Genomic DNA, 15,360 nt, shown 5'->3' with positions numbered 1-15,360 from the left:
CGAATTCCACAAGGAGCAACCCTAGCAAGGCCACCTTGTGGAATTCGGAATGCGTCCGAGTCCGTCCCCGCCGAGTGCCCCCCTCTTCACCAGCACTCGGAGCGGCGGCTCCTCAAAGACGCCCGTCTACTTGTCTTCCGTCTTCTTCTCCTCCGGCTTGTCCTCGCGCTCGGCGGGAACACTCTCCCTGGGAGTGGGCTCCTGGAAGGGGTCGAACTTGGCTTCCGGCGTCACGCCGGAGACGATCGCGTCGAACCGCTCGTCCACTGTCAGCATCTTCGGCACTCGTACTCCTTTGCGTACAGCACTCGTGTAGAGCCGTAACGTCGCCCTACGTCTACGAAGCATCATGCGGCCACCGTCTTCCGGCGGATCCGCCATCCGTGGCGCTTCCGCCTCAGTTACGCCACGGATGGCATGTGTCCGACAGCCGTCGGACCACAGGGAGCTGCGAGCCGTCCTCACGCAGCTACCGATCCGACGACACCCTTGACGCTAGAGAGGTCCTCTTCCGCTCCGCTTTCAACCGGCTTTCAGTCTGAGCGGGAAAACCCAAGGTCACAAAGGCGCTACGCGTTGTTCACTTCCCGTGCCGAGGGGGATTCCGGCGTTCCCCACCGTTTCCCCGGTCGGAAAGATCGAACACGAATGACCGCGTTCCCACGTTCTCGCGGAGAGGACCACGGAAGCGGACGCCCCGTGTCACCGGAAGAGCGTACGACCGCGGGCGAACGCCGGACACCTGGGAGCACGGTTACCCCTCCTACCCCGTGGACGCGCAGGCGAACGTCTCCCGCGCTCCAGGCCCGCCCGCACCCCCGGTTCCTCCGCCGAACCGGGTAACGGAACCCGTCCTGCGCTGGGCGGATCCGAGGTGTCCTCTTCCGGCCAGGTTCGGGCGGACACGGGGGCGTCCAGGGGGTTCGGCACCCTTTGGCCCTACACTTGCGCCTCGTGGTGCACCATGTCCTCGCGACCGACGCCCCCCGTCGGTCCCCCCTCCCCCGGAACCCGCTCGCCCGCCTCGCCCTCGTCTCGCTGGCCGGGGCGGTCGGATCCGTCGGCCTGCTCGGCGTTGCCGTGTTCGGCGGGCTGGAGCGGGCCGACGCCGTGTCCGAGCCCTCGGCGGCCGGGACCGAGGTGGAGAACTCCCTGATCCGGATCTCCCCGCACGAGGCCAGGGTCGTCACCGGCGAGCTCGGAGACCAGCTCCAACTGCGGGCGGACATCGAGATGCACGGCTCCGAGAGGCCGGTCTCCGTCTTCGACGCGGTCAAGGCCGTGGTCCTGAACATCGAGCCAGCGGGGAAGCGGACCGAGCACCCGACCGTCCTCTTCCAGCGCATGCCGGACGGCATGGTCTCCCACCTGCAACCGCACATGCCGGAGAAGGACGCGATCATCTCCTGGGACCTTCCCGACGGCGTCGACCCCGACACGATCGAGGACCTGGTCGTCACGGTGCACGAGGTCGAGAGGCTGGAGGCCCGTGGCGGTGGAGGCGTCCTGTGGCCGTCCGACAAGAAGCTCGCGGGCGCGGTCACCGTCCCCCTGGAGGGGAGCGGCCGGTGAACCGCGCGCTCTCCATCCTGACCTGCGCCTGCCTGGTGGTCCTCATCGCGGTCCTCCAACGCTTCGTGGTGGGCAAGGAGGACATGGTCGACCCGATCACCACGGCCGGTGACACCGACGCGGCCGTGACCACCGACGACTTCACCGTCCGGGTGACCGAGGTGGACCTCGCCACGTCACTGGAGGCCCCCGGCGACGCGGACGGCGGTACGCACACCGTCGAGGCCAACGGCGCCTGGGTCCTGGTCTGGGCCGACGTGACCGCCACCCGAGAGACCATCGAGAACCTCCCGTCCGAGCTGCGGATGAGGGACGGCTCCGTCTACGTCGAGCGCGGCTGGTTCCGCGACAGTCTCGACCACCAGACGTTCTCCCCCGGCCTGCCGGTGCACGGCGCGTTCGTGTTCGAGGTCCCGACGGACCGGATCGAGAAGCCCGCGCTGGTCGTGACCCACGCCTTCGGCTACGACAGCCGCCTGGGCGCCCAGGCGAAGGTCGACCTCGGCCTGGAGAACCCCGAACCCACCGACCGACCCGCGACCCTCCTCCCGGCGGAGCTCCGGGCCGACGGCGCGGAGACCGGGGAGGACGACCATGCGTCCACATAACCCGCACTGGCGCTCCGGGCCCGGCTGGCCGCGCCCGGACAACACCCCCTACGGCCACCCGGGACGACCCGGGCAGCCCCCGACCGGACCCACCGGTCCACCTCCGGGCCCCCAAGGGCCTCCCCAACCCCAGGGGCCTCCTCCACCTCCGGCCCCCCAGGCCCCGCAGGGACCCCAGAGACGGTTCCCGCCCCAGCCCGGCCCAGGACACCCGGGCCAGCCCCCCGCGCCCCCAGGACCACCCCAGGGCCCCCCACGGGCACCGGCGCCGCCCGCCTCGCGCCCCGGACCGCCTCAGCCGCCCCAGAGCCCTCAGGGGCCCCAGGGGCATCGGTACCAGCGACCCGACCAGCCGTGGCAGCACCCTCCCCGGGAGCACCCCTGGAACGGTGACCGCCCCACCCGTCCCACCCACCCCGCCCGCCACGGGGGAGGACGCGCGTCGACCGGTCCCGTCCGGCACGCCCGCCCCCTGTGGAAACGCCTGCACCTGCCGTACCTTGGCGCCTTGGTCGTGCTCCTGCCCTGTGTCCTGGTCTGGCCCTACCTGACCGAACTCGACGCCGCACGCGAACAGGGCCTGGTCCGCCCCGACGCCGCACCCGTCTCCGGGCGGACCGCCGACCTCGCAGGGAGCGAGTGGGAGTCCGTCGGCTACGTCACCGGCTTCCTCGACACCCTGCCCGCCCCTCCTGAGGGGACCGAGATCGTCGACGTCGGTTTCAAAGTCACCCCCGGAGACGGGGAGGCCAGCACACGGCTGGCGGACTACTGCCGGTTCCGCGCACTCGACGGGGAGGGCCGCGCCTGGCAGCCGACCAACGAGTTCAGCCTGCGCAACCTCGCGGAGGACCCCGGCCGGGTCATGGGCGGGTGCACCGGCGGCGACTGGGAACCGATCCCGGCGGGCACCACGCAGTCCCTGGTCGTCACGTACCTGGTCCCGGCCGAGGTCGCGGACGACCTGCGGTTCGAGGTCACCGTGGCCACCTCCGCGGACAAGGCCGCTCCGCGCCCCGAGGCGCTGCTGTTCGAGCCGGAACTCCTCGACTGACTCCGCCGACGGCTCAGCGGACGGCGTGCCCGGCGACCCGGCGCACGCGGCGGCCCACGCTGGTCTCCTCGGCCCTGCGCAGGGCGATCTCGAAGGCGGCGGCCAGCAGGCACAGGCGGAACAGCATGTGCAGCGCGTCGACGGCGAAGTCGACCGGCTGGAGCCACGGCCACAGCTCGCCCCGGAAGTCACCCGGCCCCAACAGGACGAACAGGCCCCGGTTCAGCTGGCTGAAGGCCACGTCCAGGAGCACGAAGTACAGACAGAAGGTCAGGTAGAAGACCGGACCTGCGCCCAGCACGAAGCGGACGGCGTTCAGGCAGGGGCTGAACTTCTCCCGGAAGTCCGAGGAGGCGGCCCGGCCGAACACACGGCCCATCCGCGCGGCCCGGTTGACCACGGCGCCGAACTCACCGCCGCCCCGGCGCTCCTCGAAGAGCGCGTCGTGATCGTCGATCTGGGCCCGGTAGACCACCGCCGTGATGGTGAGCCAGAGCATCGGACCCAGGAAGCCCTCCTTGAGAACGGACCACGTGCTCGCGACTGCGGCGGCCACCCCCGCGGAGAGCGCGGGGACGTCGATCCGCTGACCGATCCCGTCGAGCAGGCCGGTCACACCGGTCTCCAGGCCCACCCAGACCACGCGGTTCGACATCCACTCCTGGCAGAGGCTGAGGAAGACCCCGACGGAGAAGACCGCGAGGAACATCCACACGCCCTCGAAGAGGGCCGTGAGCACGCCCAGCACCGGGTTGCGGCTGGCCTCGTAGAGGCGGCCGCACACCCGGCGCAGCACCCAGGCGGTCACGGCGACGACCAGGGGCAAGCCGAACCAGGAGAGCTCGGTGGGCGCCGCGAAGGCCTCCAGGCCACCCGTGTTGAGCAGACTGACGCTGTAGGTGTCGTACTGTTCCCCGATCAGTCCCCAGGCCCCGTAGAAGAGCAGGAAGGGGAAGATGGCGAGCGCCACCCCGTCGACCACCCTCCGCTCGCTCTCGGCGAACCCGTTCCGGCGGCGCCGGACGACCTGGGCGCCCAGTTCGGAGTCGATCATCGGCAGGCCCGGCCTGAGCAGCTGGAACATGACGACGAAGGTGATCAGGGTGACGAGGAGGGTGAGACCGAGCCCCGCGAGGGAAAGGGTGGGGTTGACGTCGTTCAGCGCCACCAGCCCCCGCATGAGCAGCGTGTGGGTCAGCATCCCCGCGGTGTAGGCACACAGCAGGGGGACCCCGTGGCTTCGGACGAGGCCGAGGGCGTACACGGGCAGAGCGGCTGCGGAAGAGGTCAGGCGGGCCATAGGTTCAAGAGGTTAGCGGGAACGGTCTCCGTGGATTCCCCTGGTCCACTGCTCACGGACCGGGGAACCCCTGATCGCGGGACACGAGGAACGGCTCTGGTTGGAGGGCTTTGATGCAGGAGGGCGACGGAAACGGCTGGGTCGACCTGGCCGACGGATCCCGCAGGTGGGGCCGGTACGGCGCCGCCGGGCTGCTGTTGTACGCCACCGACGTGGCCGGTTCCGGTCACGTCCTGCTCCAGCACCGCGCGGGCTGGACGCACATGGGCGGCACCTGGGGCATCCCCGGCGGAGCCCGGAACCGGGACGAGACCCCGTTGGAGGCGGCCGTGCGGGAGTTCCGGGAGGAGGTCGCGGGCGACCTCGAGGACTACACGGTCCTGGGCCGCCACGAGCAGGACCTGTCCGTGTGGCGCTACGACACGTTCCTGCTCCGTGTGCCGACCCTCACCCCCTTCCGCCCCGGGAACTCGGAGAGCAAGGAGATCCGGTGGGTCTCGGTGGACGCCGCCGAGGAGCTGCCCCTGCTCCCCGCCTTCCGTACCGCCTGGCCGCACCTGAGCGCCGACCTGCGCTCGGCCACGGCGTAGTCCACGGATCCGCGCCCGGTCGCGGCGGTGTCGGCCACGAACCCCTCGGGGCGGGCACTTTCGCGCCCCGCCGATCGTTGGACTCGCGAGAGGCGGCGACCCCACCGTTCTGGGATGATTCGTGTCTGCTTTCCTCCGCGGCCAGGTGCCAAGGCACCGCCTCGGGGGTAAGTCAGGGACGGGCCCTGATGTGCGGTCCGCCCCTGGCCCCGCATCCTGAGGGGGACGGCCCTGCGAAGAGTGGGCGCCACGCGATTCGACTGGAGCTGTGAACATGACGCTGGAGCGCGGTAACGCATTCACTCCCGTCGCCTCGGCGACGATGATCTGGCCTTGGGGGGCGTCCGTCGTCGGCGGCACCGTGGCCGGTGCCCTCTCCTTCCTCGCCAACTTCGGTCTGGCCGGTATCCCGGCCGCCGTGACCACCGGCATCTTCTTCTTCGCCCTGATCGGCGGGGTCGGCGGCGTGCTGAGCAAGAAGGGCGACCGCCGTGGTCGCCGCTGGGCCGCCACCTACCCGTTCCGCTACGCGAGCGCCCCGGCCATCCTCGGCGGTGGCGCCACCGCCGTGGTGAGCTACGTCGTGTCCGTGATCACCGACTTCGCCATCATCGGCGGCCTGTTCGGCGGCCTCTGGGCCGGTCTCGGTGTGGGCCTCGCCCTGTGGCTCATCATCGGCGTGGTGGCCATGGTCGCCGGCGACAAGAAGTAGGGGTGGTCGGGCGCCGCCGTGATGGTGGCGGGGAACAGAAGGGCCTAGGCTCGATGTTTTCCGCCAAGGAGCGGATGCACCACACCTCACCTACGGGAGACAACCGGCGCCGATGACTGAAGCTGCTCGTCAGAAGATGGTCGAGCGGGTCCGCGGGCTCCTTCGCATGGCGGAGGACCCCGCGGTCACTGATGCCGAGAGCCAGGCGTTCACCGCCAAGGCCGCCGAGCTGATGACCCGCCACGCGATCGCCGAGGCCGAGGCCCGCGCCGAGAGGGGCGAGGAACCGGACGCGATCAGCCGTATGGACTACACCGTCCCCGGAGTGGGTGGCCACGGCAAGGCCAGGGTCAGAGCCCTGGCCGACATCGCCGCCGCGTACGGATGCCAGTCCGCGGTGCGCGGGAACAACTCCGAGAACACCGACCGGACCATCATCCTGGTGGGGACGGTCAGTGCCCTGGACGCGCTGCGGATGCTGATGCCGTCGATCTCCATGCAGATGGAGGCCTCGGCCAGGTTCATGAGTTCCTCGCACGTGGCCGACATCCGGGAACTGCGCAACTACACCCGCTCCGAACTGGAGACCGAACGCAAGCGCTACTACCGGTCGTTCGTGCGCGCCTACGGTCAGGCCGTGGCCGAACGCATTCGGGAGTTCAGGACGCGACTCCAGGAAATGGCCGCTCAGGACGCGGAGTCGGGCGTCACTGAGGGTAACGGTGAGAACGGTTCGGCTCGCGGCGCGGAGTTGGTTCTGCGGGACGATCCGAACCGGGTGAACGAAGAGTTCCACAAGCAATTCCCACAGTTGCGCAAACACCGTCCCGAGCGGACCCACAGCGCGGCCGGGTACCGCGCCGGATACCGCCGTGGGCGCCAGGCGGAGCTGGGGCTGGACACCCCGGTGACCAGCGGACGGACGTCCACTCTGGCCGAGGGCGAATAGCCCCTCACCCCGAGTTATCCACAGGCTGTGCAGGAAATCCACAGGCGCCCCGTTTTCCCATGTCACACAGGAAATACGGGCCGATTCGAGAGGCCGTTCGAGCCCCGAGCGGGCCGATCACCCGGGGTTATCCACAGGCTGAGGAAGCAGCCTGTGGATAACCTGTGGAGAACTTTCCCAAGAACAGCAAAACACCTGGTCAACTAACCCGGAGGGGTTGAACGAGGTAGCGGAACGAGGGTTCCTCTGCCGCGTCGGTGAACACGGCGGGTTTGGTCGGCTCGGTGAAGTTCAGGTGGGCGGTGTCGGTCTCCACCCCGGTCAGCCCGTCCGCCAGGTAGTCGGGCCGGAACGCCAGTCGGATCGGGGCACCCTCGTAGCCGACCCCCAGGGCCTCCACGGCCTGCGCGTCGTCCCCGGATCCGGCCTCCAGCACAACCTCACCCTCCGTGAAAGCGAGCCGGAGCGGCGTGTTTCGGTCCGCCACCAAGGCGACCCGCTTGACCGCTTCCAGCAGCGGCCCCACGGGGACCTCGGCCCGCGCCGAGAACTCCGTCGGGAACCAGGAGGCGTACTTGACGAAGTCGCTGTCGATCAGCCGGGTGGTGGTCGCGCGCTCGCCGTTCTCGAATCCGATCATGCCCTCGCCCCCGAGGGCGACGTCCACGTTGCTCTGGTTGATCAGGCCCCGCACCGTGTTGGCCAGGGTGCGCGCGGGCACCAGGGCATCGGCGTCGATCCCCGGATCCTCCGGCTTCCACCAGAGTTCGCGGACCGCGATGCGGTAGCGGTCCGTGGCCACCACACTCAACCGGTCGCCGGTGAAGTCCAGGTAGGCACCCGTGAGCATCGGCAGGGTGTCGTCCCCACTGGCCGCCGGGGTCACCTGGCGGACCGCCGCCGTGAGCGCGTCCGCCGGCACGGAGCCGATTCGCCCGGGCATCCCGGGCAGGCTGGGGTAGTCCTCCAGCGGCATGGTGATCAGGGTGAACCTGGCCGCACCGGCGCTGACGCGCACCCGGGAACCGTCGGTCTCGATCCGCACCGTGCCCGAGGGCAGGTTGTTGACGATCTCCGCCAGCAGCCTCCCGGGCACCAGCGCGGCCCCGGATTCCTCCGCGAGGACCTCCACCGAGGCCCGGGTGGAGACCTCGTAGTCGAAGCCGGACAGGTGCAGGGAGGTCCCGTCCGGGGAGACCTCCAGGCGCATCCCGGCGAGTACGGGGACCGCGTGCCGCGTCGGCAGGGCCCTGGCGGTCCACGCGACCGCCTCCGCGAACGCGTCGCGGTCCACACGTAGTCTCACTGCGCCTCCCGGTCGTTGCCTCCGGTCAACGTACCCAGCGGTACCGACAGTCTGGGGCTACTTGCGGTTGGGACGCAGCGTCCACAGCACGGTCATCCGGCCCGTGACGGTGCCGTCGTCGGTGCGCAGTTCGATCTCCACGGGGAACTCCGGGCGCCTGCCCTCGTCCAGCTCCGCGACGACCTCGTCCCTCGACCGGCCCAGCGTGGCCTCGGCGGTCACGTCGCCCATGGCGAGCTTGAGGTACGTGATCTCGGCGCTGACGGCCAGGGGAACGGCGCGCTCCAGCTGGTCGCCGAAGGTGCCGATCACGATGGCGCCCGAGGCCGACTCGGCCAGGGTGAACATGGCGCCCGCGTGCGGGCCGCCCACGTGGTTGTGGTGGTCGGCGTCGTCGGGCAACCGCATGACGGCGCGACCGTGGTCCAGTTCGCTGAAGGTCACACCCAGTGTGCGCGCGAAGGGAACCGCGGCCAGGAACCCGGACTTGACCATCTCCGCCGTCTCGGCGTCCATTTTCTGCATACCCCCAAGGTTACTCACGAGTAACCCGGAAGCGCCACCCCCGGACGACACCGAGCACTCCCGCGAACCCGCCTCCGCCGTGGGCTACCATGTCTGGCGGAGAGGGCTCCTCTCCCCGGGAGGGTTCGCATAGCGGCCGAGTGCAGTGCTCTTGAAAAGCACCAAGTCCTTGACGGGGCTTCGTGGGTTCAAATCCCACACCCTCCGCAGAATCAGGGAGTCTCCCCAGGTGGGAGGCTTCCACGGAACACGGCGAAGGCCGGTGGTCCGGGCCCGTAGCACATTCATCGCACACGGCCCGGGGAGCCACCGGCCTTCGCCGTTCACCGGTCAGGCGGCGAGGACCCGCCGACGGGCGGCGTCCATCGCGTCGGCCACCTCGTCCAGGCGGTCCGGGAACAGGTGCCCGTACCGGTCCAGGGTCATGGTCGCGGTCTTGTGGCCGAGCATGGCCTGCACGACCTTGACGTCCGCACCGGCCGCGATGGCGAGCGACGCGGCGGTGTGCCGGAGCTTGTGGGGGGTCAGCCCCATGCCGTCGAGCCCGGCCGCCCTCACCGCTAGGGCGAACTCGCGGTTGCGCCAGTTCCGGATGCGCAGCGGGGCGCCCCGCCTGGTGGTGAAGACCAGCGCGTCAACCGGACGTCCCTCCACGAAGGACCGCAGTTCGGGGACGAGGGACCGGGGAACGGGTACGGTCCGGAACCTGCCGTTCTTCGGAGGCTGTTCGACGAGCCTGCCGTCCACCTCGGCGAAGGTCACGACCACCCGGACCCGCCGTCGGTCCAGGTCCACCCGCCCCACGCGCAGCGCGGCGGCCTCACTCCACCGCATGCCGGTGTAGGCCAGGAGCAGGACGAGCGCCCGGCTCACCCTGGCCGAGGCGAGTTCCTGCCCGTACTTGGTGCGCAGCGTCAGGGAGGCGTCGGCCAGCGCCTCCACCTGGGCGTGGTCAAGGTAGACGTGTTCGGCCTCGCTGGGCTTGGGCAGCGGTACGCCCTTGGCCGGGTTGAAGGGGATGCGCCGGGGGACGCACCAGCCCAGGACCATCGACAGCACGACGTGCGCGTGCCGGGTCTGGGAAGCCCCCAGGTTGCTACCGCCCTCGTCCCGGGGCTTCTGGAGGTGAGCCACCCACACGGCCACGTCCTCGGCGTGGACTGCCGAGAGGCGCAGGTCTCCCCAGCGCGGCAACACGTGGTTGTCCAGGACCGCCCGGTACTGCCACCACGTGGACCGTTTGATGTCCGTACGGGTGATGAGCCACTTCTCGGCCATCTCCGCCACGGTGACCTTGGCGTCGTGGGGGTTGCGGTAGGAGCCCTCGTGAAGGCTGTTCTCGATCTCGGTCCGCTTCTTCTCCGCGTCCGGCTTCTTCTGGAAGACGCCGCCGCTCTTGATCCTCCCGGAGGGGTCGTAGTAGCGGACCCACCACCGGCCGGGCGGAGTGCGCTTGGAGGCCTTGGCCTTGCTCACCGCCTCCGTATACGCCCTGTCCTTGGTGCGGTCGTAGACCCACGCGCGAGCCATGGGGGTGTCTCCTTTCCGTGGGTTACTGGGCCAGGACCCAGGCGTGGACCTCGGCGGGCACGTAGCGCACGTACCGGCCGACGCGGTGGGAGGGCGGACCGTCGCCCCTGTAGCGCCACTCGTAGAGCGTCTTGGGCGGGACGCGCAGGAAGGAGGCCGTGTCCTTGACCGACCACAGGCCGTGGTCCCGACGCTGTTCCAGAACAGCCGGGGTCGCCGTCGTCGCACTCATGCCGTCCTGCTTCCGTGGATTGCCGAAAGATCGTTCCGCCGTGCCGCGTCGAGCTGGGCGCGGCGTTTGAGTGCTTCGCCCACCGCCCGGAGAAGGCGTTGCTCCCGAGGAGCCACGTCGGGGTCGGTGGGGCGTGCCAACTCCCACTCGAAGGAGCCCGAGGCGACCGAGGACAGCGCCGGGGGACGCGGGTCTCCTCGTCGCCCTGGTCCTCGTTGGCGGGGTCGCTATTAACGCCGTTAATTCCGAGGGCGTTGAGGACCCAGGCGAGCCGGTCCGCCTTGTGATCGGCCAGGGTCTTGCCGGACCACTTGCGCGAGACCAGGACGCGGCGGCCCGCGTAGCCCAGGTGTTCGCGGCGGTGGGCCTTGGACCGGCAGAACCCGGGGCGCTGCCCGGCCTTGGCCTCGTCCGGCTGGATGCCGTAGCGCAGCCAGTTCGAGCACCGGGGCGAGCACGGCTCGAAGCGCAGGGCATCGAGGAGCCGGTCCACGTGCTGTTCCTGCCGGACTGTTTCGACGGTGTGGCAGTCGGCGATGTCCTTGGTCAGGTACTTGGCCAGGTAGCGCACGCACCGGGACGCGTCCGCCGAGCCCGCCACGACCCCTTTGGCGTCCACCTGACGGCCGAAGCGCACCACGTGATGAGGCTCCGCGTCCGGGTCGTCGTCGAGGGCGTCCAGGGCCTCGTCCCAGGTAGGCAGGACTTCCCCGGTGGCGGGGTCGAGGTAGGTGTCGTTGTCCTCGTCCCACACGGGCAGGTGGTCACCGTCGAAGACGACGCGGTCGGCGGCAGGCCACCACACCTGGTGGTAGGTCGCGGCGGCGATCTGGCGCAGCTCCGCCCGGGGGATGGTGCCGCGTGTGGCCATGTGCAGGTGCGGGGCCAGCCGTCGTTGGGGTTCCACGGCCGCGAAGTACTGCACATCGAACCCGGCCACGCGGCGCAGGTTCTGCACGAACCGGTCCACCAGCTTGGAGAAGTGCAACGTGTCCCGGGCGGCACGCCGGTAGTCGTAGGTCGAGGGATCGACCGGGGTTCCGTCCGAGCGCACCCGCCCGTAGGAGTCGAGCGTGAGGGTGATGAACAGCGAGGGCCGAAACACCTTCCCCGAAGTCGGATCGGTGAAGGCCCTCCCGACCGTCTTCCTCGTCATGGGTCGCTTGGGCAGGTCGGGCACGTCCTGACGGCGTTTGGTCGAGCGCACCCGACGCGACCCCGACGAGCCCGAGGAGTCAGCGGAGCGGGTGACTGAACCCCGAAGGCCGGAGGCGGTGATCTCCTCGTCCAGGTCAGCAATCGCAGCGTCCAGCGCCGAGAGCTGTTCCGGGTCAGCGGCCCCCGTGGCGGTGAGGTAGTCACGTTCGGCGGTGACCATCGCACGCTGTTCCACCCAGGAGCGTTGTTCCTCGGAGGGCGGATCAGGGGTCACCACGGGTTCGGTAGCCAGGTGCCAGCCCTCTTCACACTGGGAGCGGCGAAGGCTGCGCTTCCTCTTCGCGCAGGCCGGGCAGCGGGATTCCAGGGTGGACCCGCAGGGAACGTCGATGACCTCGGTGGCACCGGTGGCGATGTTGGTGCGTCGAAGGGACACGGGGCGGATGCACACGCCGTGGTCGGCGGCGACCTGTTCGGCCACCTCACGGGCCAGCGGTTGCGCGAGGCGTTCGGCCCGGGTTGTCTTACCGGTAGGAGTCGGCATCAGCCCACCCCCACAACCACAGAGCGGGAGACCTCTACCGCATGAACCCCCAAAGAAAACACCTGTGGGGCCTGGTCTTCTGGGTTCTGTCGACCGTAGCTTTTGGTATAGCGGCTGTGGTCCGCCCAGGTGCCGTCATGCCTTGGGTGATGTGGTGGGCGTGCATCGTCTCGTTCGCGAACGTGGTTGTCACAGCCTCCGTTTACCGCACCGAACGGGAACAGTACCGAACGCATCAGGCCACCTCCTCCACTGACGAAGAGCCCAAGCCATAGCCCTCGGCCATGGCGGTGATGTCCTCGTCCGAGACGTAGGTGGCCCGCACCCGCACCGGGGACGGAGAGCCTTCCAGACGGACGTAGGCCACACCAGGAAGGGCGGGGTCGATCAGGTGGGCTTCCGCACCACGTTCCCTCGCGCCTTCACCGAGGACCATGTCCACCTGCGACGCCTCGTCCAACCTCAGTGCGACCTTGTCCGGGAAGAGGTTGCGCAGGTTCATGACCTCCTTGCGCGGGTCCTGCAACGCCGCCAGGACCGCGAAGCCAACCGAACGCCCCTGCGAGGTCAGCGTGGCGATCGCGTTCTCCGCACGACGGCGCACGTCCCGGTCAGGGTGGTACGCCGTCAGGAACGCCACCTCATCGAGCAGCACCACGACGAACGGGTCATCGGTGGTCGGGATGTGCGAGCGCTGTTTGCCCGCGTAGCGTTCGGCCCGCTCCTGCATCGAAGCCACCGCCCGTTCGAGCAGTGCCACCGCGGATTCGCCGGTGTCGGCGTAGTGCGCGAACAGGTCCCGTCCGTAGGACAGTTCCATGCGCTTGGGGTCGATCGCCCACACCTGCGCGGTGCCGTCTGACAGGGCGGGGAGCATGGCGCGGATGGTGGACCAGATCACCGACCCCTTGCCGGCCCCCGTCACACCCACGACCAGGACGTGGGTTCCATGCAGGCGCAGCAACCAGGGTGAGCCGTCCTCACGTCGTCCCACGGGAAGGGCGTCGAGGTCCACGTGGTGGGTCATCGGGAAGGCGTCGATCGCCTCGGCCAAGGTGTCGTGGCGGGGGAATTCCAACGTGATGTCCCGAGGCCCGTTGACGACCACGCGGCATGAGGGGGCGGCGAAGCCGTGCGCCAGTTCGGTGACGCGGTGTTCGAAGTCGGCCGGGGAGGTTCCGGCGACCAGGGAGACGCGGACGTAGTCGGCCCAGGAGTTGCACCGCACACGCCGGATACGGGGCAGGTAGCGGCGTTCCTGGTAGGACTCGGCCAGCCCGGAGATCACCAGGACCGGCTGCCAGTGCCGCTTGTACACGAACAGGTGCCGCCACCACGCCAGCAGACGCAGGGTGACGCAGGTGCGGTAGGAGTCCGGCCAGGTGCGCCACCAGATAAGGGAGACCACGGCAGCGGCGCCCCACAGGCAGGCGAGGCCGGGCCAGTCCAGCCACCACCAGGCCCCCGCCGAGAAGGTCAGGCAGGCGACCATGACCGGGAACCGGAAAGGCAGGGTGAGAAGGAAGCGGACCAGCCGCCAGATCCACGAGGCCAGCACGACGATCCCGGGGGTTTCCACGATCGGGGTCGTCCACCGCACCCCCTGGGCGGGCGTGGGCAGTGTCGGGGAGGACTGAGCGGAACCGATCTTGGGTTGGCGCATCATCGCTGGCCACCCCGCTTCTCGTTCTCGATCTGGGCCAGGAGCCGGTCACGTTCGGAGCGGGCACGGGCGGCGAAGGTCGCGGCGGTGGGGTTCTCCTCCCGGTCCGCGATCGTGGCGAACACCCGGGCCTTGAAGTCGAAGAACTCCGCACGCTCAGCGTCGGTGGCAGGCGGGGGGTTGGTCGCGTCCAACAGCAGACGGACCAGCTCCGGGCCACTCAACCCGGACAGGTCACGGGGGTAATCGGACATACTGAAGACACCTCTTCTGAGATTTCGCAGTCGCAGGAGGGATTCAGGGGCGGCCGAGGTGTTCCAGCACCAGGCCGCCCCGCTTACATGGGGGTCAGGCGGCGTCCTTGGCCGCAGGAGCGCGACGACCGCCAGCGGCACCGCCGGGAGCCTTCACGCCCCGGGCGCGCAGCGAGTAGGCCACCCGGGGGCGGCGGCCGGAGTCGTCCACGTAGGGCATGACCGCCATGGACTCGAACTCGATCGGCCGGAACGGCAGCCCCGGGACCTCATCGGGCAGGGTCGGGCACACCTCGGCGGCGACCTTGACCTTCACCGACTTGGCCTTGCCCCGCGCCTCGGGATCGGCGTCGATCACGTCCACCGCCCACAACGGCAACCCGCTGTCCTTGTCGAGCTGAGGCCGCTTGGTCTCGAAGTCGGTGATCGCCTCCACCCCCAACGCGAACGCACCGTGTGGGAACACCGTCCCGAACGCCACCGGCAACGCACCCTGAATAGCCATCTGAACGACCTTCCTTGTGATGTTCACTCAACTACTTGACCGGTCGAGTGGAGCCTAAGAATAACCGGCCACACTCGTCCGGACAAGTGGATATGTGACCGGTCTTGGAGCCGCGCCTACACGGCCGGGTAGGAGTCCTCCAGTTCGTGCAGGTCACCGGGGAGCACCACCTCAGCGACGGCGATCACGTCCCCGGAGGCATCGAGTATCCGCGCGGTGATGCCCAGGACCGGAGTCCCCTCGTCCAGCCCCAGGGGTTCGCGTTCAACGCTGGTGGCCAGGCGTGCGCAGAGCCGTTCGACGACCTTGGAGGGCCTGAGCTGCTTGACCATCTGCACGTGTTCGCGTGCGCCGATGCTGATCGGCTGCGTCTCGCCCAGGTCGGTGCCCTCGGCCACGTCTAGGGGGAACCACAGGGTGACCAGCTCACTCGGTTCGCACTCGTCCAGGACCAGGCGTTGACGCATGATCGCCGGGGAACCCTCGGGCACACCGATCGCCTCAGCCACGGCAGCGGAGGCCGGGGCGCGTCCGGCGGTCAGGATGCGGTTGCGCTTGGCCTCCTCGGAGGCGTCGAAGGCACTGGCCCCCGCGTGGGAGCGTTCGGAGCCCTGTTGCGGGACGCCGCGCACGAAGGACCCTCGTCCGTGTTCGCGGTCGATCCACCCCTGCATGCTCAGGATCTGCAAGGCCCGCACGACCGTGGAGCGCCCGGCCCCGAACTCGCGCACCATCCGCGACTCGGAGGGAAGCATCTCCCCCACCGGATAGGTACCGTCCTCGATGCGCTCTTGGATCGCCCGCACGATCTGTACGTACTTGGGCGGAGCGAACTCCAGACTCGACATGATGTCCACC

The 15,360-nt window shown here is 69.5% G+C and carries 16 protein-coding genes, 1 tRNA gene and 1 pseudogene; 7 read left to right on the top strand and 11 right to left on the bottom strand.

Annotated elements, in window-relative coordinates:
• Window positions 1–126 precede the first annotated feature (126 nt).
• On the bottom strand, window positions 127–285 hold the full coding sequence (locus ACRWK8_RS15410) for a hypothetical protein (RefSeq protein WP_431871134.1): 159 nt from the start codon (window positions 283–285) through the stop codon (window positions 127–129).
• 669 nt (window positions 286–954) lie between these two features.
• On the opposite strand from ACRWK8_RS15410, the gene ACRWK8_RS15405 reads away from it, so the two are divergent.
• From ACRWK8_RS15405 to ACRWK8_RS15395, 3 genes are all read left to right on the top strand, one after another.
• The gene (locus ACRWK8_RS15405) at window positions 955–1,572 is read left to right on the top strand and encodes a hypothetical protein (RefSeq protein WP_431871076.1); all 618 of its coding nucleotides are present in this window, start codon (window positions 955–957) and stop codon (window positions 1,570–1,572) included.
• Entirely contained in the window at window positions 1,569–2,180 is a 612-nt protein-coding gene (locus tag ACRWK8_RS15400) for a hypothetical protein (RefSeq protein WP_431871074.1), read from the top strand. The genes ACRWK8_RS15405 and ACRWK8_RS15400 overlap by 4 nt, the downstream gene beginning before the upstream one ends.
• 514 nt (window positions 2,181–2,694) lie before the next feature.
• The gene (locus tag ACRWK8_RS15395; RefSeq protein ID WP_431871128.1) at window positions 2,695–3,234 is read left to right on the top strand and encodes a hypothetical protein; all 540 of its coding nucleotides are present in this window, start codon (window positions 2,695–2,697) and stop codon (window positions 3,232–3,234) included.
• Between the two features lie 13 nt (window positions 3,235–3,247).
• On the opposite strand, the gene ACRWK8_RS15390 is transcribed toward ACRWK8_RS15395, so the two are convergent.
• The gene (locus ACRWK8_RS15390) at window positions 3,248–4,435 is read right to left on the bottom strand and encodes a hypothetical protein (protein ID WP_431871072.1); all 1,188 of its coding nucleotides are present in this window, start codon (window positions 4,433–4,435) and stop codon (window positions 3,248–3,250) included.
• Window positions 4,436–4,647: 212 nt separating this feature from the next.
• Here ACRWK8_RS15390 and ACRWK8_RS15385 point away from each other — a divergent pair, with 212 nt between their 5' ends.
• The 3 genes from ACRWK8_RS15385 to ACRWK8_RS15375 all read left to right on the top strand — a co-directional run bounded on the left by ACRWK8_RS15385 (window position 4,648) and on the right by ACRWK8_RS15375 (window position 6,785).
• Entirely contained in the window at window positions 4,648–5,124 is a 477-nt protein-coding gene (locus tag ACRWK8_RS15385) for an NUDIX hydrolase (RefSeq protein ID WP_378743365.1), read from the top strand.
• Between the two features lie 274 nt (window positions 5,125–5,398).
• Window positions 5,399–5,836, top strand: a complete 438-nt coding sequence (locus ACRWK8_RS15380) for a hypothetical protein (RefSeq protein WP_431871126.1) — start codon at window positions 5,399–5,401, stop codon at window positions 5,834–5,836.
• Between the two features lie 136 nt (window positions 5,837–5,972).
• Complete coding sequence (locus ACRWK8_RS15375; protein WP_378743439.1) at window positions 5,973–6,785, top strand: DUF2786 domain-containing protein; 813 nt, start codon at window positions 5,973–5,975, stop codon at window positions 6,783–6,785.
• 199 nt (window positions 6,786–6,984) lie between these two features.
• Here ACRWK8_RS15375 and dnaN read toward each other — a convergent pair whose 3' ends face one another.
• A complete protein-coding gene (gene dnaN / locus ACRWK8_RS15370) occupies window positions 6,985–8,091 on the bottom strand; it encodes a DNA polymerase III subunit beta (protein WP_431871070.1) in 1,107 nt (368 codons plus the stop codon).
• 57 nt (window positions 8,092–8,148) lie between these two features.
• A complete protein-coding gene (locus ACRWK8_RS15365; RefSeq protein WP_431871124.1) occupies window positions 8,149–8,607 on the bottom strand; it encodes a DUF4442 domain-containing protein in 459 nt (152 codons plus the stop codon).
• A 127-nt stretch (window positions 8,608–8,734) separates the two neighbouring features.
• Here ACRWK8_RS15365 and ACRWK8_RS15360 point away from each other — a divergent pair.
• A tRNA-Ser gene (locus ACRWK8_RS15360) sits at window positions 8,735–8,823 on the top strand.
• A 123-nt stretch (window positions 8,824–8,946) separates the two neighbouring features.
• Here ACRWK8_RS15360 and ACRWK8_RS15355 read toward each other — a convergent pair.
• The 7 genes and pseudogenes from ACRWK8_RS15355 to ACRWK8_RS15325 all read right to left on the bottom strand — a co-directional run bounded on the left by ACRWK8_RS15355 (window position 8,947) and on the right by ACRWK8_RS15325 (window position 15,359).
• Window positions 8,947–10,146, bottom strand: coding sequence for a tyrosine-type recombinase/integrase (locus tag ACRWK8_RS15355; RefSeq protein ID WP_431871068.1), 1,200 nt, complete (start codon window positions 10,144–10,146; stop codon window positions 8,947–8,949).
• Between the two features lie 22 nt (window positions 10,147–10,168).
• Window positions 10,169–10,378, bottom strand: a complete 210-nt coding sequence (locus ACRWK8_RS15350) for a helix-turn-helix transcriptional regulator (protein WP_431871122.1) — start codon at window positions 10,376–10,378, stop codon at window positions 10,169–10,171.
• A 283-nt stretch (window positions 10,379–10,661) separates the two neighbouring features.
• Window positions 10,662–12,080: pseudogene (locus tag ACRWK8_RS15345) on the bottom strand (replication initiator); the annotation flags it as partial.
• Between the two features lie 235 nt (window positions 12,081–12,315).
• Window positions 12,316–13,746 (bottom strand): FtsK/SpoIIIE domain-containing protein, encoded by a 1,431-nt coding sequence (locus ACRWK8_RS15340; RefSeq protein WP_431871066.1) that lies wholly within the window; start codon window positions 13,744–13,746, stop codon window positions 12,316–12,318.
• Window positions 13,743–13,997 (bottom strand): hypothetical protein, encoded by a 255-nt coding sequence (locus tag ACRWK8_RS15335; RefSeq protein WP_431871064.1) that lies wholly within the window; start codon window positions 13,995–13,997, stop codon window positions 13,743–13,745. The genes ACRWK8_RS15340 and ACRWK8_RS15335 overlap by 4 nt, the downstream gene beginning before the upstream one ends.
• Window positions 13,998–14,091: 94 nt before the next feature.
• Window positions 14,092–14,502, bottom strand: a complete 411-nt coding sequence (locus ACRWK8_RS15330) for a plasmid replication, integration and excision activator (RefSeq protein WP_094800300.1) — start codon at window positions 14,500–14,502, stop codon at window positions 14,092–14,094.
• 116 nt (window positions 14,503–14,618) lie between these two features.
• Window positions 14,619–15,359, bottom strand: a complete 741-nt coding sequence (locus ACRWK8_RS15325; protein ID WP_431871062.1) for a GntR family transcriptional regulator — start codon at window positions 15,357–15,359, stop codon at window positions 14,619–14,621.
• Window position 15,360: the final 1 nt, after the last annotated feature.

The sequence above is a fragment of the Nocardiopsis eucommiae genome (genome assembly GCF_965344335.1).
Classification (GTDB): domain Bacteria; phylum Actinomycetota; class Actinomycetes; order Streptosporangiales; family Streptosporangiaceae; genus Nocardiopsis; species Nocardiopsis eucommiae.
The sequence above is the reverse complement of the archived record's forward strand: the minus strand, read 5'-3'. Positions and strand labels throughout refer to the sequence as shown.